The organism is Actinopolymorpha sp. B11F2 (assembly GCF_040195635.1).
Lineage (GTDB): Bacteria > Actinomycetota > Actinomycetes > Propionibacteriales > Actinopolymorphaceae > Thermasporomyces.
This window is the reverse complement of the sequence record NZ_JBEFTX010000001.1, coordinates 79,177-97,421: the sequence shown is the minus strand read 5'-3', so window position 1 is coordinate 97,421 and position 18,245 is coordinate 79,177. Positions and strand designations below refer to the sequence as shown.

Annotated in this window: 14 protein-coding genes; 12 read left to right on the top strand and 2 right to left on the bottom strand. The window is 68.1% G+C overall.

Annotated features, from left to right (window positions below; translation table 11 throughout):
- Position 1: 1 nt before the first annotated feature.
- The 6 genes from ruvB (at position 2) to ABN034_RS00450 (ending at position 7,757) form a co-directional block, all read left to right on the top strand.
- Complete coding sequence (gene ruvB, locus ABN034_RS00475; RefSeq protein ID WP_349688976.1) at positions 2-1,108, top strand: Holliday junction branch migration DNA helicase RuvB; 1,107 nt, start codon at positions 2-4, stop codon at positions 1,106-1,108.
- 105 nt (positions 1,109-1,213) lie between these two features.
- The gene (gene yajC / locus ABN034_RS00470; RefSeq protein ID WP_349688975.1) at positions 1,214-1,600 is read left to right on the top strand and encodes a preprotein translocase subunit YajC; all 387 of its coding nucleotides are present in this window, start codon (positions 1,214-1,216) and stop codon (positions 1,598-1,600) included.
- A 24-nt stretch (positions 1,601-1,624) separates the two neighbouring features.
- Positions 1,625-3,340: a protein translocase subunit SecD gene (gene secD, locus ABN034_RS00465; protein WP_349688974.1), complete on the top strand. Its 1,716-nt coding sequence runs from the start codon at positions 1,625-1,627 to the stop codon at positions 3,338-3,340.
- 1 nt (position 3,341) lies between these two features.
- Entirely contained in the window at positions 3,342-4,523 is a 1,182-nt protein-coding gene (gene secF, locus ABN034_RS00460; RefSeq protein WP_349688973.1) for a protein translocase subunit SecF, read from the top strand.
- Entirely contained in the window at positions 4,520-5,062 is a 543-nt protein-coding gene (locus ABN034_RS00455) for an adenine phosphoribosyltransferase (protein ID WP_349688972.1), read from the top strand. Before secF ends, ABN034_RS00455 begins: the two co-directional genes overlap by 4 nt.
- 463 nt (positions 5,063-5,525) lie before the next feature.
- Positions 5,526-7,757 (top strand): RelA/SpoT family protein, encoded by a 2,232-nt coding sequence (locus ABN034_RS00450; protein ID WP_349330777.1) that lies wholly within the window; start codon positions 5,526-5,528, stop codon positions 7,755-7,757.
- Positions 7,758-7,868: 111 nt separating this feature from the next.
- On the opposite strand, the gene ABN034_RS00445 is transcribed toward ABN034_RS00450, so the two are convergent.
- Positions 7,869-9,107 carry a DUF349 domain-containing protein gene (locus ABN034_RS00445; protein ID WP_349688971.1) on the bottom strand — a complete coding sequence of 413 codons (1,239 nt, stop codon included), beginning with the start codon at positions 9,105-9,107 and terminating at the stop codon, positions 7,869-7,871.
- Between the two features lie 20 nt (positions 9,108-9,127).
- Entirely contained in the window at positions 9,128-9,973 is an 846-nt protein-coding gene (locus tag ABN034_RS00440; protein ID WP_349688970.1) for a peptidylprolyl isomerase, read from the bottom strand.
- A 316-nt stretch (positions 9,974-10,289) separates the two neighbouring features.
- Here ABN034_RS00440 and ABN034_RS00435 point away from each other — a divergent pair, with 316 nt between their 5' ends.
- The 6 genes from ABN034_RS00435 to ABN034_RS00410 all read left to right on the top strand — a co-directional run bounded on the left by ABN034_RS00435 (position 10,290) and on the right by ABN034_RS00410 (position 18,239).
- Positions 10,290-11,081, top strand: a complete 792-nt coding sequence (locus ABN034_RS00435) for an MBL fold metallo-hydrolase (protein WP_349688969.1) — start codon at positions 10,290-10,292, stop codon at positions 11,079-11,081.
- Positions 11,078-12,379, top strand: a complete 1,302-nt coding sequence (gene hisS / locus ABN034_RS00430; protein ID WP_349688968.1) for a histidine--tRNA ligase — start codon at positions 11,078-11,080, stop codon at positions 12,377-12,379. The genes ABN034_RS00435 and hisS overlap by 4 nt, the downstream gene beginning before the upstream one ends.
- Positions 12,376-14,148: an aspartate--tRNA ligase gene (aspS, locus tag ABN034_RS00425; RefSeq protein WP_349688967.1), complete on the top strand. Its 1,773-nt coding sequence runs from the start codon at positions 12,376-12,378 to the stop codon at positions 14,146-14,148. The genes hisS and aspS overlap by 4 nt, the downstream gene beginning before the upstream one ends.
- A 203-nt stretch (positions 14,149-14,351) precedes the next feature.
- Positions 14,352-15,332 carry an ABC transporter permease gene (locus ABN034_RS00420; RefSeq protein WP_349330632.1) on the top strand — a complete coding sequence of 327 codons (981 nt, stop codon included), beginning with the start codon at positions 14,352-14,354 and terminating at the stop codon, positions 15,330-15,332.
- 41 nt (positions 15,333-15,373) lie between these two features.
- Positions 15,374-17,155 (top strand): ABC transporter substrate-binding protein, encoded by a 1,782-nt coding sequence (locus ABN034_RS00415; protein WP_349688966.1) that lies wholly within the window; start codon positions 15,374-15,376, stop codon positions 17,153-17,155.
- Between the two features lie 91 nt (positions 17,156-17,246).
- Positions 17,247-18,239 carry an ABC transporter permease gene (locus ABN034_RS00410; protein WP_349688965.1) on the top strand — a complete coding sequence of 331 codons (993 nt, stop codon included), beginning with the start codon at positions 17,247-17,249 and terminating at the stop codon, positions 18,237-18,239.
- Positions 18,240-18,245: the final 6 nt, after the last annotated feature.

The following is an 18,245-nucleotide window of genomic DNA, read 5'->3' as shown; positions in this document are numbered from 1 at the left end:
GATGACCTCGTACGCCGACAACGGCGATCACGTGGGCGGCGAGCGTCCAGGTGGGCGCTCTCTCGTCGAAGCGGACGCCCGCGTCGACGAGACGACGGTCGAAGCCGCGCTCCGGCCGCGCACGCTCGAGGAGCTGATCGGGCAGTCCCGGGTCAAGGACCAGCTGGGGCTGGTGTTGGAAGCCGCACGCAGTCGCGGCCGGCCACCGGACCACGTGCTGCTCTCGGGCCCACCAGGGCTGGGGAAGACGACCTTGGCGATGATCATCGCGGCCGAGCTCAGCGCGCCGCTCCGGATCACCAGCGGGCCCGCGATCCAGCACGCCGGCGACCTCGCCGCCATCCTGTCCTCCCTTGCCGAGGGCGAGGTGCTGTTCCTCGACGAGATCCACCGGATGAGCCGTCCCGCCGAGGAGATGCTCTACATGGCGATGGAGGACTTCCGGGTTGACGTCGTGGTCGGCAAGGGACCTGGCGCGACCGCGATCCCGCTGGAGATCCCGCCGTTCACGCTGGTGGGTGCCACCACCCGGTCGGGTCTGCTACCCGGTCCACTGCGCGACCGGTTCGGCTTCACCGGGCACCTGGACTACTACGAAGTGGCCGAGCTGGAGGAGATCGTCACCCGGTCCGCGCAGCTGCTCGACGTCCCCGTCGCCGACGACGGCGCGCACGAGATCGCCAGCCGGTCCCGGGGCACGCCCCGGATCGCCAACCGGCTGCTCCGCCGGGTCCGTGACTACGCCCAGGTCCGTGCGGACGGTGTCGTCCGCCACGACGTCGCCCGGACCGCCCTCACGCTGTACGAAGTGGACGAGGACGGACTGGACCGGCTCGACCGGGCCGTCCTCGACGCCCTGTGCCGACGGTTCGGCGGCGGGCCGGTGGGCCTGTCGACCCTTGCGGTCGCGGTCGGTGAGGAGCGTGAGACGGTCGAGGAGGTCGCCGAGCCGTTCCTCGTCCGCAACGGCTATCTTGCCCGCACCCAACGCGGCCGGGTGGCAACTCCCGCGGCGTGGCGCCAGATCGGCCTCGCGGTGCCGGCTGACTCGGCGTTCGGACAGACGCCGAGCCTGTTCGACGACGACCCGGGCGACGACTCGACATAGAGCCGCGTTCGGTCGTCTAGACTCCGCCGATGGCCGTGGGGCCACGGCCGTGGTCACACCCACGAGAGGTGCCCTGCGTGAGGGTGCCAGGGAAGGAACGACCTCATGCTCCTCAGTTCCGCCGCCGGCGGCGCCAACGTCTGGGCACTGCTGCTTCCGGTGTTGTTGCTGGTGTTGTTCTGGGTCGTCGCGATCAGGCCACAACGCAAGCGCCAGCGCGAGACCGCCGAGATGCAGCAGAAGGTCCAGCCCGGGCAGCAGGTGATGACCGGCGCTGGGCTGCTCGCGACCGTCCACTCGGTCGAAGCCGACGCCGTGGTCCTCGAGATCGCACCCGGTGTCTACGCCCGTCACGTCCGGCAGGCGATCGTCCGGATCATGGATTCGCCCACCGACGGCGACTCCACCGCCGATGCGGAGTCGACGTCGGAGGACCCCGCCAAGGGGAGTGGAAGCTCGTCGACGCCAGAGGGGCCGATCAAGGAGTCCTGAGGTCTCGGGGGACGGGGAGCCGAGGTGGCAACCAGGAGGCCGCACCCGTGGCGAGCGGTCGGTGTCGTGACACTCGCCCTGGTCGTGGGTGTCGCGACGATGGCGCTGCTCGGGGTGTGGACGCCCCGGCTCGGACTTGACCTGCGTGGCGGCACCTCGATCACGTTGACGGCGCGGCCGACCGCGGGCCAGGGCTCGGTGACGCCGGAGAAGCTGAACGAGGCCGTCGACATCATTCGCAACCGCGTCGGTGCCATCGCCGAGGCGGAGGTCACCACCCAAGGCAGTGACCACATCATCGTCGAGGTCCCCGGCGTAGGGCAGGACGAGATCGTCGCCTTGGTGGGATCGACAGCCGAGCTGCGCTTCCGCCAGGTCCTCGCCGTCCAGGCGGCGGGCGTGGAGGCGCCGGAACCGAGGGCGTCACCCAGCCCGTCCGCCTCGCCCAGCCCGTCCGCCTCGGCCACGGTAGGTGCCACGCCGACACCCAGCCCTTCGGGGGCCAACCGCAGCCGGGCAGCGCCGCGAATCGCCCCGATCCTGAAGCCGACGCCCAGTCCGACGGTGACGCCGACCGATCCGGCTGAGCCGGATGAGCCCACGACGCCGGCACCGGCACCGCCGGGCACGAACGAGACCCAGGTGTCCACGACCGGTCCCACCTCCGAGCAGCAGTCCGCCCTCCTGGCGTTCCACTGCGAGGACTACAAACCGGCCAAGGACAACCCCGGGACTCCGCTGCTCGCCTGCGACCGGGAGGATCGGGCGAAGTTCGTCCTCGGACCGGCCCTGGTGCTTGGCACGGAGATCGCTGACGCGACGGCCCAGCTCCCGCAGTCCCAGCCCACCTGGGAGGTCGGGCTGAAGCTCAAGGGCGACGGTCCGAAGAAGTTCGCCCAGGCCAGCAGCCAGATGGTCAACCTCACCGAGCCGCTGAACCAGTTCGCGATCGTCCTCGACGGGAAAGTCGTGTCATACCCCCGGATCGTCCAGCCGATCACCGATGGCCAGGCCAGCATCACCGGTAGCTTCAGCCAGCAGGAGGCCACCGATCTCGCCAACGTCCTCAAGTACGGCGCCCTGCCACTGTCGTTCGAGACCAGCCAGGTCTCCGCGGTGTCGCCGACTCTTGGGAGCGACCAGCTCGTCGGTGGTCTGATCGCCGGGTTGATCGGGCTCGGCCTGGTGGTGTTGTACTCGTTCTTCTACTACCGCGGTCTCGGACTGGTTGTCGTCCTGTCCCTTGCCGTCGCGGGCGGGATGACCTACATCGCCGTCGTTCTGCTCGGGTCCGGCCAGGGCTTCACTCTCACCCTGGCCGGCATCGCGGGCCTGATCGTGGCGATCGGCATCACGGCGGACTCGTTCGTGGTGTTCTTCGAACGCCTCCGCGACGAGGTTCGCGACGGTAGGAGCCTGCGCACCGCGGTCGAGGCCGGATGGCTGCGCGCCCGCCGGACGATCCTGGCGGCGGACTCGGTGTCCCTGCTGGCGGCGATCGTCCTGTACACGCTGTCGATCGGCAACGTCCGGGGCTTCGCCTATGCCCTGGGCCTCACCACGTTGGTCGACCTGGTGGTGGTCTTCGCCTTCACCAAGCCGTTACTCACACTCCTGGCCCGGACCCGGTTCTTCGGAGAAGGTCATCGGTGGTCCGGGCTCGATCCGGCGCACCTCGGAGTCTCGGCGGGCAGGTACCGCGCCGGTGCCTCCAGACGCGTCGTGCCGAAGGAGGCGTGACATGTCGCGCCTAGGAACGCTCGGCCACCGCCTCTACACCGGTGAGGTCTCGATCGGCTTCATCGGGCGCCGGCGGTGGTGGTACCTCATATCGGTCGTACTCACCCTGCTCGCCATCGGCGCGGTCCTGCTCCGCGGGCTGAACTTCTCGATCGAGTTCCGGGGTGGCGTCGACTTCCAGGCGCCGGTCTCCTCCGGATCGGCAGGGGTCGCCATCGCTCCCGTGCGTGAGGCCGTCGCGGATGTGGAGGTCACCGGCGCCTCGGAACCGATCATCACCGCTGTCGGCGACAGGCAGATCCGCGTCGAGACCCCGCCGCTGACCAACGCCGACATCTCGACGGTACGCAAGGCGATCGGCGAGTCCCTCGACGTTCCGGCCGCCGACGTGGCGTACTCCAGCATCGGTCCCACATGGGGCGGGCAGATCACCGACAAGGCGCTCATCAGCCTTGCGGTCTTCCTCTGCCTCGTGATGGTGGTGATCTGGGGCTACTTCCGCGAGTGGCGGATGTCGATCTCGGGGCTCGTCGCGCTGCTGCACGACGTGGTGATCACCGTCGGCATCTACGCTCTGGTCGGTTTCGACGTGACACCAGCGACCGTGATCGGCCTCCTGACGATCCTCGGCTACTCCCTCTACGACACCGTGGTCGTGTTCGACAAGGTACGTGAGAACACCCGCGGCCTCGTCGCGTCAGCCCGGTCGACCTACAGCGAGGCGGCGAACCTCGCCGTCAACCAGACGTTGGTGCGTTCGATCAACACGTCGGTCATCGCGCTGCTCCCGGTCGCCGGCATCCTGTTCGTCGGCGCCGGGCTGCTGGGGGCAGGCACGCTGAAGGACCTTGCCCTGGCCCTCTTCATCGGCATCGCGGCCGGCACGTACTCCTCGATCTTCATCGCGACGCCTTTGCTGTGTGACCTGAAGGAGCGGGAACCCGCGATGCGCGCACTCTCGAGGCGTGCTGAGCAGCGTCGCCGGCCGGGTGGGAAGCAGCTGGGCGCGCCGGTCGTGGTCACCACGGCAGGCGACGGTGACCCGACGGGGTCTTCGCCACTCGTGGCCGCCCAACTGACCCAGCCGACGCAGGCGAGAGGTTCGGTGGCGGTCGCGGCCGGTCGAGCCCAGCCACAACGACGCAGCCGGTCGGCCCGACGATCGAAGGGACGAGGCCGATGAATGACCTCCACACCATCGGAGACCTCGTCCGCCACCACATTCGCGACATCCCCGACTATCCCCAGCCAGGCATCCTCTTCAAGGACATCACGCCACTCCTCGCCGACGCCACCGCCTTCGCCCAGGTCATCGAGGCGCTCTGCGCACCGTGGCGGAACCACCAGCCCCGGGTCGACAAGGTGGTGGGCATCGAGGCACGCGGTTTCATCCTGGCCGCGCCGGTCGCGCTGGCCCTGGACGTCGGCTTCGTCCCGGTCCGCAAACTGGGCAAACTTCCCGCTGCCACCCATACGCAGGCGTACGACCTCGAATACGGTGAAGAGACGCTCGAGGTGCACCAGGACGCATTCACGCAGGGCGAGCGGGTTCTCCTCATCGACGACGTGCTCGCGACCGGTGGCACGGTGGAGGCGGCCGGCCAGCTGATCCGCGCTGCTGGTGGCGTCGTGGTGGGCGCCTCCGTCCTCCTCGAAATCACCGCCCTCGATGCCCGCGCGCGACTCGGCGAACTCAGTGTCCATTCGCTGTTGGCGGTGTAGGAGCACCCCGTAGTTGCAGGTGCTCCCCGCGACGTGCCTGGCCCCTGGCCGCGACCAGCCGAATCCGGGGTGCGGTCTGTCCGATCTGCCCGGCCCGGAGGTGCCACCACCCAGGCCGACCGTGTGGCCGGCGGCACTTGCGAGACACGCCGGAGCGGTCATCTTGTGGACGGTGACGCTCGGATCCTGAGCCGGTGCCCGTAAACTGGTGTCTTGCCGCCCCGGAGGGAGCGCTGTGGCTGAGGAGACGATCCCGCCCGCGTCGGCGCGCGGTGATACTGACCGCCCGCCGCGACGCTCTGCAGGCGCGTCCAGCAACGGCGCCCCGGCTACCGCGACGGTCTCCCTCCCCGACTCCAGCGAGCCGGCCAGCACCACCGAGCAGGACCAGCAGCGTGGCGGCGGCGGTCGACGAGGGTCGGTCCAGGGCCTGGGCGGCCCATTTTCCGGTTCGTCCCGTCGCATGCGAGAACGACTGGCCCGACTCGGACGTTCCCCCCAGGGCAACCCGGTCCTGGAGCCGTTGTTTCGAATCGTTCGTACGACCCACCCCAAGGCCGACCTGGCGCTGATCGAGAAGGCGTTCCGCACCGCGGAGAAGTGGCACCGGGGGCAGTCCCGCAAGAGCGGTGACCCGTACATCACCCATCCGGTCGCCGTGGCGACAATCCTTGCCGAGCTCGGCATGACGCCACCCACCCTGTGTGCGGCGCTTCTGCACGACACGGTGGAGGACACGCCTTACAGTCTCGAGGATCTTCGAAAGGACTTCGGCGACGAGATCGCGATGCTCGTCGACGGTGTCACCAAGCTCGACAAGGTGAAGTACGGCGAATACGCGCAGGCCGAGACCATCCGGAAGATGGTCATCGCGATGGCAAAGGACATTCGCGTCCTCGTCATCAAGCTCGCCGACCGCCTGCACAACATGCGGACTCTGCGCTATCTCTCGCAGGCGAAGCAGGAACGGACCGCGCGGGAGACGCTGGAAATCTACGCATCCCTCGCGCACCGCCTCGGTATGAACACGCTCAAGTGGGAGATCGAGGACCTGTCGTTCGCCACCTTGCACCCGAAGCTCTACGACGAGATCGTCCGGTTGGTGGCCGAGCGGGCGCCGTCGCGCGACGAGTACCTCGCGAAGGTGATCGACCAGGTGCAGGGCGACCTTCGCGGCGCCAAGATCAAGGCCACCGTCACCGGCCGACCAAAGCACTACTACTCGATCTACCAGAAGATGATCGTGCGCGGCCGCGAGTTCGGCGACATCTACGACCTCGTGGGCATCCGGGTCCTGACCGACTCGGTGCGCGACTGCTACGCGGCACTCGGCGTCATCCACGCCCGCTGGAACCCCGTGCCCGGGCGGTTCAAGGACTACATCGCGATGCCGAAGTTCAACATGTACCAGTCGTTGCACACCTCGGTGATGGGTCCCGACGGCAAGCCGGTCGAGATGCAGATCCGCACGTTCTCCATGCACCGTCGTGCTGAGTACGGTGTCGCGGCGCACTGGAAGTACAAGGAGGACACCAGCGCCGCCCGTGAGACCGACAAGCCCGCCGGCCCCAACGACATGGCGTGGCTGCGGCAGCTGCTCGACTGGCAGCGCGAGACCGAGGACCCGGGCGAGTTCCTCGAGTCGCTGCGCTTCGAGATGAAGTCGACCCAGGTCTACGTCTTCACCCCGCGCGGCGACGTGATTGCCCTACCCGCCGGCTCCACACCGGTCGACTTCGCCTACGCCATCCACACCGAGGTCGGACACCGGTGCATCGGTGCCCGGGTCAACGGACGTCTCGTGCCGCTCGAGAGCCAGCTCGAGAACGGCGACCTGGTGGAGGTCTTCACCTCCAAGGCACAGGGCGCCGCTCCGAGCCACGACTGGCTGACGTTCGTCAAGAGTCCGCGGGCGCGCAACAAGATCCGGCACTGGTTCACCAAGGAACGTCGCGAGGAGGCGATCGACCAGGGCAAGGACCTCCTGGCCCGGATGGTCCGCAAGGAAGGCCTGCCCCTGCAGCGGATGCTGACGCACGAGGCCCTCGCCGCCGTCGCTCAGGATCTGCTGCGCCACTCCGATGTCTCGTCGCTGTACGCGGCCGTCGGTGAGGGCAACGTCACCGCCCAGGCCGTCGTACGCCGGCTCGTCCAGATCATCGGGGGAGCGGAGGAGGAAGCAGAGGACGTCTCCGAAGGCGTCACGCTCGCGATCGAGACGGCCCGGCGCGAACGCATGCCACGCGGCGACTCCGGCGTCGTGGTGCGCGGCGTGACCGACGTCTGGATCAAGCTCGCCAAGTGCTGCACTCCGGTGCCGGGCGACGCGATCGTCGGTTTCGTCACCCGCGGCGCAGGCGTGTCGGTCCACCGCAAGGACTGCGTCAACATCGACCACCTCACGGCGCAGCCTGACCGGATGCTCGACGTCGACTGGGCGCCGACCGCGCAGAGCCTGTTCCTCGTGCAGATTCAGGTCGAGGCGCTCGACCGGGCGAGGTTGCTCAGTGACATCACCCGGGTGCTCTCCGACCAGCACGTCAACATCCTGTCGGCGTCGGTGACCACCACCCGGGACCGGGTAGCGAAGAGCCGCTTCACCTTCGAGATGGGCGACCCGAAGCACATGGGCCACGTCCTGCGCGCGGTCCGCGGCGTCGACGGCGTCTTCGACGCCTACCGCGTGACGAACTAGTCAGCTAGCTGAGCGGCATCTCGCGCCCGGCTGGCAATGCGGACGACGAAGCCGATACTGGGTTCGTATCGGCGAGGAGGAGAACGCAGCCAGGCGGGCGCGAGTCGCCGCTCAGGGGGAGAACTCGTCGAGCGTCTTCTCTACTTCGGCCAGCCAGGCGCGGCGGGCGTCGAGGGCTTCCTCGGCTTGACGCTGCCCCTGGGAGTCCCCTTTGGCGCGGTGTTCTTCCACGGTGCGTTCGAGGTCGGCGATGGAGGAACGGAGCTGGCTCAGGGTGTCGTTGGCCCGGGCCCGGGTCTCGGGGTTGGTCCGCCGCCACTCCTTGACCTCGGCGGCCTGGATCGCCTCCTCGACCTTGCGCAACCGACCTTCGACCGTCCGCACGGACGCGCGAGGCACGCGGCCGATCCGGTCCCAGCGGGCCAGGATGTCGCGGTAGGCCTCACGCGCGTTGCGCTGGTCCCGCACCGGAAGGAGCGCCTCGGCCTCGGTGAGGAGGGCTTCCTTCTGCGTCAGGTTGGTTTCGAACTCCGCTTCCTGCTCGGCGAAGGTGGTGTTGCGGGCGGTGAAGAACCGGTCCTGCGCGGCCCGGAACCGCTTCCACAGCTGGTCCTCGACGTCGCGGGGTGCTGGTCCGGCGGCCTTCCAGCGCCGCATGAGCTCCCGGTAGCGGGCGCTGACGCGCCCCCAGTCGGTCGAGTCGGCGAGCGACTCGGCTTCAGCGGCGAGTTCCTCCTTGACCTGGCGGGAGTCCTCGCGGCGGGCGTTGAGTTCGGTGAAGTGCTGCTTGCGGTGCCGGGTGTAGGCGGTGCGGGCGCTGGAGAAGCGGCGCCACAGCTCGTCGTCGGTGGGCTTGTCGAGCCGCGGCAGGGCCTTCCACTGGTCGAGCAGCTCACGGAACCGGCCGACGCCGTGCCGCCAGTCAGAGCCCGCCGCGAGCTTCTCGGCCTCCTCGGCGATATCCGACTTGACCCGCTTGGCCTCCTCGACGTGCCGCTTGCGCTCGGCCTTGCGTTGGGTACGGCGTTCGGCGATGACCGCCTCGAGCGCGTCGAGGCGGGTGGCGAGCGCGCCGAGGTCGCCGACGACCGCGGCATCGGCCAGGTTGCGGCGTTCACGCCGGAGAGCACTCTGGGCTTCGTCAGGTGCCAGGATGCCGCTTTCGACCCGAGATGCGAGGAGTCCGACCTCAAGGGCGAGAGCGTCGTACTTGCGCCGGAAGAACGCGAGCGCACCCTCAGGGTCGCCCACGTGCCAGGACCCGACGGCGCGCTCGCCGGATTCGGTGCGGACGTAGACGGTGCCGTCGTCTGCCACCCTGCCCCAGGGGTCCTCTGCCGTTCCGCTCACTGCTCGCTCCTGGTCGGAGATCACGTCGTCGTGACCTTGACATCTAAAATGATGACCGATGTTGCCGGCCTGCCGACCCCCTGTGTCCCCGAGTTGGGGGCCAGACCACCTCGCGCAGCCTTGCTCACGAGGTCGAGCCCGGTACTCACCTTCCCGAACACCGTCACCGGTTGCTCGAACCTCGAGGTGTCACCATAGGTGATCCCGAACCGACTGCCATTGCGGTTTTCGCCGCCGGTCATGACGAGCCAGCCGGGTTCGATGCTCCGCTTGTCGTCGTTCTCGTTGCCGAAGATGTAGCCCGGCCCGCCGGCACCAGATCCCGTGACGTCGCCGCACTCGAGGAAGCGCGCCGGTGCGGGCGCCACGGCGAGGCCGGTGCAGGTGGTGTCGTCGAAGGCGTTCTTGGTGGCGAGATGGCGGAAGGAGTTGACCGCGCAGGCGGCGGCCTCGCCGAACAGGTCCGCCTCGATCGTCCCGAGATTGGTGGTGATGGTGGCGACGGCGTCCTTCACCGGGGCCTTCGCGGCGGGGAGCCCGACGGCCTGCTGGCCGGTGCCCTCCTGAGCGACGTAGCTGCACTCGCCCGGCTTCGTCGGACGTGGGGCCTCGGTCGGTGAGGGGGAGGGCGACGCGGAGTCCGGCGAAGGTGTGGTGGTCGGAGTGGGTGCGGCGCTGGCGGGGCGGTCCTCTTTGACCAGGAGGGTGAGGCCGTAACCGCCGGCGCCGACGATGAGGACTCCGACCACGGCGCCAGCGATGATGGCGCGCCGCCGGGCACGGCTACGCCGCTCGGCACGGCGGGACTGCTGACGTTCCCACTTCTGCCGGGCGAGCTGGCGCGCCCGCTGCTTCTTCGTAACCACCGGGGGACGTCTCCCGACTCTCGGTATCCGACTGGTCTGGTATCCAACTGGTATCCGACGGCTCGTGGTGTCCGGCTTCGTACGGATGTCCGACAGCGCTCCGCCCTGCGGCCGGGCAGCCAGTCTAGATGCCACCGTCTAGATGGCACCGTCGCCGGACCGCTCCTGCGTCGATCGGCTCGCCGGCGGTCCTCAGGTGGTTCGCGGCCGCCGGGGCGCCGCCGGTACCCTTCGAAGCCGAAGGGATCGTAGGTCACAAGGTCATTCCCGACCGTCGTACGTCGCAATTGAGCCCCCACACGCAAAGGACTGAGCAGTGTTGGTCGCCGGTTTTCCGACCGGACTGTTCGCCGCGAACTGCTACATCGTGGCAACGGCGAGCGGCGCGGAGTGCGTCGTCGTGGACCCCGGTCAGGACGCTGCGCCCGCGGTCGCGGAGGTCGTCCGCGAACACCGCCTGAAGCCCGTCGCCGTCCTCCTCACCCACGGCCACCTCGATCACATGTGGGCGATCGCCCCGGTGTGCGGGACCTACGAGGCCGTCTGCTGGGTGCATCCCGCCGACCGGCCGATGCTCGCCGACCCGCTCGCCGGGCTGCCGCAGGAGTGGGCCGGCGCGCTGCTCGGAGCCGGCGAGACCTTCGCAGAGCCGGACGACGTCCGCGAGCTCTCCGACGGGATGGCCGTCGACGTCGCGGGACTCGTGTTCACCGTTGACCACACGCCCGGCCATACCCCCGGGTCGGTGACGTTCCGTACGCCCTACAGCGGGGCGCGTACACCCGAGCGACATCCGGGCGTACGCATGGACGCCGGCGACGAGCCGCCCGAGCTGATGTTCGCGGGCGACCTGCTCTTCGCCGGGTCCATCGGACGTACCGACCTGCCGGGTGGTGACCATCCGACGATGCTGGCCAGCCTTGCCGACAAGGTGCTGCCGCTCGACGACCGGATCGTGGTCCTACCCGGCCACGGAGACCAGACGACCATTGGCCGGGAACGCCGCACCAACCCTTATCTGCAAGGGCTCCAGCCCGAGGTGTCCCGGCCGCCATCCTCGTTGGGCGCGAACCCCACCAGGTACGGAGCGGGTGAAGACCACTCATGAGTTTCCAGGCGCCGAAGGGCACCTATGACATCGTTCCCCCCGCATCGGCGACATGGCTCGCGGTGCGCGAGACGTTGGCGCTGCCACCACGGCTGTCCGGCTATGCCTACGTCGAGACGCCGATGTTCGAAGACACCGCACTGTTCGTCCGCGGCGTCGGCGAGTCGACCGACGTCGTGTCGAAGGAGATGTACACGTTCGACGACCGCGGCGGCCGGTCGCTGACGTTGCGCCCCGAGGGCACGGCGGGCGTGCTGCGGGCCGTCGTGGAGCGCGGCCTGCACCGCGGGCAGCTGCCGGTCAAGGTGTGGTACACCGGGCCGAACTTCCGCTACGAGCAGCCGCAGTCCGGGCGGTACCGCCAACACACCCAGGTCGGCGTCGAGGCCGTCGGCAGCGATGATCCCGCGCTCGATGCCGAGGTGATCTGGCTGGCGGCGGAGGCACACCGCCGGCTGGGTCTGTCGAGGGCCCGGCTGCAGCTCAACAGTCTCGGCTGCCGCGAGTGCCGGCCGGTCTACCGCGAGCTCCTGCAGGAGTTCCTACGCGGCCTGGACCTCGACGACGACACCCGTCGGCGAGCTGAGATCAACCCCATGCGGGTGCTGGACGACAAGCGCTCCGCGGTCCAGGCACAGCTCACGAACGCGCCGCTGATCATCGACCACCTGTGCGGTGCGTGCAAGGAGTTCCACGACGAGGTGCGCGCGGCGCTGGCCGACCTCGGCGTGACGTGGGAGGACAACCCGCGCCTCGTCCGCGGGCTGGACTACTACGTGCGCACGACGTTCGAGTTCGTCCACGACGATCTCGGCGCCCAGTCCTCGATCGGCGGGGGTGGCCGCTACGACGGGCTGCTCGCCACCATCGGCGGACCCGACCTCGGCGGGGTCGGCTTCGGTCTCGGCGTCGACCGAACCGTTCTCGCGGTCCAGGCCGAAGGCCTCACCGTCGGCGACCAGGGCCGCTGCGACGTCTATGTCGTCGCCCTCGGCGCGGCTGCCCGCAGGCACACCGTCACCCTGCTCCGTGACCTCCGGCAGTCGGGCGTACGCAGCGACACGGCCTACGGCGGCCAGGGTCTCAAGGGCGCCATGAAGGCGGCCGGGCGCTCGGGAGCGTCTCACGCCGTCGTCCTCGGCGACCGGGATCTCGAGCAGGGCACGGCCCAGCTGAAAGACCTTGGCACCGGTGACCAGACGTCCGTACCGCTTGGCGAACTCGTCCCGATCCTTGTCCAGCACGTGGTGTCCGACCAGAACGTGACCACACCGACAGTGAAGGAGACCCAGGAGTGATCCGTACGCACGAGGCCGGAACACTCCGCGCCGACCACGCCGGCCAGACGGTGACGCTCGCGGGTTGGGTGGCCAGGCGGCGCGACCACGGTGGGGTGGCGTTCATCGACCTCCGCGACGTGTCGGGGGTCGCCCAGGTCGTCATCCGCGACGAGGAGGCCGCGCACGGCCTGCGGCAGGAGTACTGCCTGCGCGTCGTCGGTGAGGTCCGCATGCGCCCTGCCGGCAACGAGAACCCGCAGTTGCCGACGGGACAGGTCGAGGTCGTCGCGAGCGAGGTCGAGGTCCTGAGCGAGGCGGCGGCGTTGCCGTTCCCGGTGGAGGACCACCACCAGAGCGCGGTCAACGAAGAGACCCGGCTGCGCTATCGGTACCTCGACCTGCGCCGGCCGGAGATGGCCGAGGTGCTGCGGATGCGGTCCCGGGTCGCCCACCTGATCCGCGACGTGATGGACCGCAACGGTTTCGTCGACGTGGAGACGCCGTACCTCACGCGGTCCACGCCAGAAGGTGCACGAGACTTCCTGGTGCCCGTACGCCTGCAGCCGGGCCACTGGTACGCGCTTCCGCAGTCGCCGCAGTTGTTCAAGCAGCTGCTCATGGTGGCCGGCCTCGAGCGCTATTACCAGATCGTGCGCTGTTTCCGTGACGAGGACTTCCGCGCCGACCGGCAGCCGGAGTTCACCCAGCTCGATGTGGAGATGTCGTTCGGCTCGGCCGACGACGTGATCGCTCTGACCGAGCAGGTGATCAGCCAGGTATGGAAGGACATTCGCGGCCACGAGGTCGAGTTGCCGATCAGGCGGATGACCTACGCAGAGGCGATGCGCCGGTTCGGAACCGACCGGCCCGACCTACGCTTCGGACTCGAGCTCGTCGACTTCACCGACTACTTCGCCAAGACGCCCTTCCGGGTGTTCCAGTCCAAGGGCGAAGACTTCCACGTCGGCGCTGTCGTCATGCCCGGAGGTGCCGGACAGGCGCGCAAGGAGCTGGACGCCTGGCAGGAGTGGGCCCGTTCCCGTGGTGCCAAGGGTCTTGCGTACGTCCTGGTCGGCGACGACGGTGAGCTCGGCGGTCCGGTCGCGAAGAACCTCTCCGACGACGAGCGCTCTCACCTGGCGGCGCATGCCGGGGCCAAGCCCGGCGACTGCGTGTTCTTCGCCGCCGGCTCTCGCGCCGAGGCGCTCGGCCTGTTGGCCGCCACCCGCCTGGAAGTGGGGGAGCGCTGCGACCTGATCGACCACTCCCGTTGGGAGTTCTGCTGGGTTGTCGACGCACCGATGTTCGAGCGGGTCGGCGACCGAGCAAGTGGAGTGGAGGCCGGGTGGACGGCGATCCACCATCCGTTCACCGCACCGACCGCGGACTGGGTGGACCGGTTCGAAGAGGCACCGGGAGAGGCGTTGTCGCAGGCGTACGACATCGTCCTCAACGGCATGGAGATCGGCGGCGGGTCGATCCGTATCCACCGCGCGGATGTGCAGCAGCGCGTCTTCGACGTGATCGGGATGACTCAGGCAGAGGCCGAGAGCCAGTTCGGCTTCCTGCTCGAGGCCCTGCGCTACGGTCCACCACCGCACGGCGGGATCGCTCTCGGGCTGGACCGGCTCTGTGCTCTCTTGGCCGGTGTCGAGTCGATCAGGGACGTGATCGCGTTCCCCAAGACGGCCTCGGGCTCCGACCCGCTGACGGGTGCGCCAGCACCGATCACACCGGCCCAACGCCGGGAAGCTGGCATCGACGCGAAACCGGGCAGGACTGACTGAGCCACCCGTCATCCGTCACGGCCCGTCCATCTCGCGTCACCTCCCGTGTACGCAATGTAGTCGCAAGAGTTTACAAATCGTGATCTCGCACCGTCTGCCGTGACTCCAGCGCGTCGTTTATCGTCAAGCGTCGCAGTCGATGGGGTTGCCCTGTTGCGACCGGTGATGAGCGAATACACGTCAGGAAGGCAAGCAGGCACTCAATGGCGGACCCGACACTGCTCGAGGCGGGTGCACAAGGATCGGCGGCGACCCCGGCCAGTCCGGCACTCCACGGCAAGTCGCCGACCCGGATCGCCTTGGAACGGCTGCGTAAGGACAAGATCGCCATCGTCTGCGCGATCGTGGTGCTGTTCTTCGCCCTGGTGGCGATCTTCGCCGATGCCATCACGGCAGTCACCCACACCGATCCGTTCACGCTGAACCAGGACCTGATCGACGAGTACGGGTTCCCGACGGTCAACCCGAGCGCCGAGCACCCGTTCGGGATCGAACCGCGACTGGGGCGTGATCTGTTCGCCCGCTGGGTTCACGGTGCGCGACCGTCGCTCCTCGTGGCCGTCAGTGCCTCGGTGATCGCCACGGCCGTCGGCACCGCTCTGGGCATGCTGGCAGGGTTCCTGGGAGGTCACGTCGACCGCGCGATCTCGTGGCTCATCAACCTCCTGCTCTCGATGCCGCTGCTGCTGGTCGTCATCGCCTTCGCCCCGGTGGTGCAGTCATGGTTCCCTGGCGACGGCGCCACGGTCTCGAAGGTGCGGCTGTGGACCCTGGTCGCCATCTTCGCCTTCTTCGGCTGGACCGGTCTGGGCCGGCTGGTCCGTGCCGAGGTCTTGTCGCTGCGGGAGCGTGAGTTCATCCAGGCCGCGCGGGCGATCGGGGTTCCCACCCGATGGATCCTGTTCCGCGAACTGTTGCCCAACCTCACCGGCCAGATCATCGTCTTCCTGTCCTTGGCGGTGCCCACCTTCATCGCCAACGAGGCCGGCCTGTCCTACCTGGGCATCGGACTCACCGAACCCACGCCGTCGTGGGGGCGGACAGTCAACGGCGCGATCAGCTACTACGAGACCTATCCGATCTTCTTCTGGCAACCCGCGTTGGCGATTCTCGTTCTCGTCCTGGCCCTCAACCTGCTGGGCGATGCGATCCGCGACGCGTTCGACCCCAAGACTCGTCGGTAGCACGGCCGACGCGACGAAAGAAAGGCAAGGGAGCGATTCCTATGCGATGGAGAAAGCTTGTGGCGGCGGCCGGCGTCCTTGCGCTGGGCGTTGCCGCATGTGGTGGCGGCGGTGAGACGCCGTCGGAGCGGGCCCAGGATCAGGAACAGGAGTCCTCCAAGCCGCCCGGCACCGGTTTCGAGGTCGTCCAGGACCCGGGCGCCAAGGGCCCGGCCCCGGAGATCGACGGTGCCCAGAAGGGCGGCACACTCACGACATTGACGGTGCAGGCTCCCGAGACGTTCGACCCCACGCGGGCGTATTACATCGACGCACTGGCGGTGCTCAGGCTGACCACTCGGACCCTGACGGCGCTGAGCCTCGGTGACGACGGTAAGTACCACCTCGTCCCCGACATGGCGACCGACCTGGGCACACCGAACGAGGACTTCACCGAGTGGAAGTTCACGCTGAAGGACGGGATCAAGCTCGAAGACGGCACAGATGTCACATCGGCCGACATCGCCTACGCGGTGAAGCGGTCCTTCGCTACCGAGGAACTGCCGAGCGGTCCCACCTACCAGCAGACCTACTTCCTCGACGGCGACACCTACAAGGGGCCGTACAAGAGCAAGGCTGACGGCGGCGGCCCGGACTACGCCGGCGTCGAGACGCCCGACGACAAGACGGTCATCCTGAAGATGGCGAAGCCGTTCGCCGACCTGCCGTTCTACCTCACGTTCCCTCTCTACACAGCTATTCCTGAGGCCAAGGACACCAAGGAGAACTACGGCAACCATCCCCTGGCGACCGGGCCCTACAAGTTCGAGAGCTACCAGAAGGGCAAGCGGCTCGTCCTCACCAAGAACGAGCACTGGGACCCGGCCACCGACCCGGCGCGGCACCAGTACGCCGACCGGTTCGACTTCAAGTTCAACCAGGACCCGATCAAGCTGCAGGAGCAGTTGATCGCGGACAACGGTCAGGACCAGACGGCGCTCACCTACGACGACGTCGACGCCTCGCTGCTGCCGAAGATCCAGAACAAGGAGCCCGAGGAGCGGCTGGTCAAGGGGCCCAGCACGTGCACGTTCTTCGCCTATCTCGACGGGCGGACGATGCCCCTGGAGGTTCGCCGGGCTCTCGCGACGGCGTGGCCGCACGACGCCCTGCACAAGGCGGCGGGTGACAGTCCACTCACCTACGAGCCGGCAACGACGATTCTGCCGAAGGTGACGCCGGGTTGGGAGAACTTCGACGCCATCGGCAGCGGCGCCAAGGGTGACGGCGACCCGGTCAAGGCCAAGAAGATGCTCGAGGAGTCGGGCAACCTCGGCTTCGAGGTCATCTGGACGTTCTCCAACGACAACGAGATCGCGGCCCAGGTGTCAGCCGTCCGTGAGGAGAAGCTGAAGGCGGCCGGGTTCAAGGTGAAGGCGATCCCGATGCCGACCGATCAGCGGCGCGCCGACTCCGACAACCCCAAGTCGGAGGTAAACCTCCGCTACTCCGGTTGGTGCCTCGACTGGCCGTCCGGGTCGACGGTGTTCCCGGCGATCTTCGACGGTCGGCTGATCGAGCTCAACCCCGGTTCCGCGCCGAACAAGTCGTTCCTCAACGAAAAAGAGGTCAACGACGAGATCGACCGGATCGGTGCGCTGCCCCTCGACGAGCAGCCGTCTGAATGGGCCGCCCTCGACAAGCTCCTGATGGAGAAGTACGTCCCGGTGATCCCGGACTACTACGACAAGGATGCGATCCTGCACGGCTCCAAGGTCGGCGGCGTCGTCCACGACCCGTACGGCGGCGGAGCGGACTACACGAAGTTGTTCGTGAAGCAGTAAGTCATGGCCGCTGGTGGGGGGACGGGCACCTGCTCGTCCCCCCACCAGAACTGGTCACACTCCTAGGCTGCGACGCGAGGTTGGTAGACCGATGTTCGGATACGTGGTACGGCGGATCTTCGAGGGCCTGTCGGTGGTCCTCGTCGTGATGGTGGCGGCGTTCATCCTGTTCTTCATCGGGCCATCGAAGCCGGAGTACCAGATGTGCGGCGACCGGAACTGCACGCCGTCACGGCTGGCGGACATCCGCGCGAGCCTGTCGCTGGACAAGCCGATCCCGCAGCAGTTCGTCGAATACTTCGGGGGCATCTTCACCGGTCGCGAGATCCAGTCCGGTGGGTTCGTCAAGGAGTGCGGGGTTCCCTGCCTCGGCTACTCGTTCAGTGCCGACCAGCCGGTCACGACCATGATCGTCGAGCGCATCCCCGTGACACTTGCCGTGGCGCTCGGGGCCATGGTGATCTTCCTGATCGTCGGAGTGTCGTTGGGCGCGCTGGCGGCGATCAACCGAGGCACCATGTGGGACAAGACGCTCGTCGGCGGGTCGCTCGTGCTGACGTCATTTCCCTACTACCTCGTCGCCCTGCTCGCAGCGATCTACCTGTCCATCCAGTTCGAGATCTTTCCGCGGTCGGGCTACACGCCACTGACCGAGAATCCGCTGCAGTGGTTCAGCGGGCTGTTGTTACCGTGGGTCGTCCTCGGGGGCGTGTTCGCCACCGCCTATGCGCGTTACACCCGCGCGGCAATGGTGGAGGCGCTCGGCGAGGACTTCGTACGTACGGCCCGGGCCAAAGGGCTGAGCGTCACCCGCGTCAACTTCAAACACGCTCTCCGCGCAGGGCTCACGTCCGTGGTCACGATCCTCGGCCTCGACCTGGCCGCGCTGCTGTCCGGCACGATCTTCACCGAACGGATCTTCGACGTGCAGGGACTCGGCCTCATGGCGCTCGACGCCTTCGAGAGCGGAGACCTACCGGTCATCATGGGATCGGTGATGTACGCGGCGTTCCTGCTCGTCGCTCTCAACATCGTGATCGATGTCGTCTACAGCTTCCTTGACCCGCGAGTCCGACTCGGATGACTGGGA

Coding starts and splice junctions, on each gene's coding strand:
- ABN034_RS00415 (WP_349688966.1), top strand. CDS start 15,374: ATGCGATGGAGAAAGCTTGTGGCGGCGGCCGGCGTCCTTGCGCTGGGC.
- yajC (WP_349688975.1), top strand. CDS start 1,214: ATGCTCCTCAGTTCCGCCGCCGGCGGCGCCAACGTCTGGGCACTGCTG.
- ABN034_RS00410 (WP_349688965.1), top strand. CDS start 17,247: ATGTTCGGATACGTGGTACGGCGGATCTTCGAGGGCCTGTCGGTGGTC.
- ruvB (WP_349688976.1), top strand. CDS start 2: ATGACCTCGTACGCCGACAACGGCGATCACGTGGGCGGCGAGCGTCCA.
- hisS (WP_349688968.1), top strand. CDS start 11,078: ATGAGTTTCCAGGCGCCGAAGGGCACCTATGACATCGTTCCCCCCGCA.
- secF (WP_349688973.1), top strand. CDS start 3,342: ATGTCGCGCCTAGGAACGCTCGGCCACCGCCTCTACACCGGTGAGGTC.
- ABN034_RS00455 (WP_349688972.1), top strand. CDS start 4,520: ATGAATGACCTCCACACCATCGGAGACCTCGTCCGCCACCACATTCGC.
- ABN034_RS00450 (WP_349330777.1), top strand. CDS start 5,526: ATGCGAGAACGACTGGCCCGACTCGGACGTTCCCCCCAGGGCAACCCG.
- ABN034_RS00420 (WP_349330632.1), top strand. CDS start 14,352: ATGGCGGACCCGACACTGCTCGAGGCGGGTGCACAAGGATCGGCGGCG.